This is a genomic window from Marinobacter vulgaris (assembly GCF_003344045.1).
GTDB lineage: Bacteria > Pseudomonadota > Gammaproteobacteria > Pseudomonadales > Oleiphilaceae > Marinobacter > Marinobacter vulgaris.
In genome coordinates this window covers 1-472 of the sequence record NZ_QFWX01000045.1, presented here as the reverse complement: position 1 = coordinate 472, position 472 = coordinate 1, and the positions used below count along the sequence as shown (strand labels likewise).

General features: G+C 60.4%; 1 pseudogene. It reads right to left on the bottom strand.

From position 1 onward, the window contains the following. Positions 1-472 (bottom strand): annotated as a pseudogene (locus tag DIT71_RS17735) (hypothetical protein); the annotation flags it as partial.

Genomic DNA, 472 nt, shown 5'->3' with positions numbered 1-472 from the left:
CGTCGGCGGTGGAACAGCAACGCTGCCCTGCGGCGGGAAGGATACGGGGGTGTTTCCTGGCTGTGGTTCGCCTTCCGGGCCGGGCGGTGGGGCAGGCATCTGCGGTACAGGCTCACCGGTCGCCGTGACGGGATTAGCACCCAGGGCTTTTACCTGCTCTGCCAGGGCGGCATTGTCCTGTCCCAGCTTTTCAATACGACGCTGGTCATCACCGCGCTGTTTGTTCAGAACATCCAGCTCACGACGGATTTCCTCATACTGCTTCTGCATCTGCGCTGCCGTCACCTGCATCTCTGTGGTGGCATGCTGACGCACCTTGTCATCAAAGGTCGTATCCACCACACCGGTCATATCCGGCACAGGCTCCTGTTCAGCCACGGTTTCACCGTTACCGGACATGTCCACATCAGACAGATACAGTGCCCCACCAATCGCGGAGGCTGTACCGACAACCACAATCCCCAGCCACAGG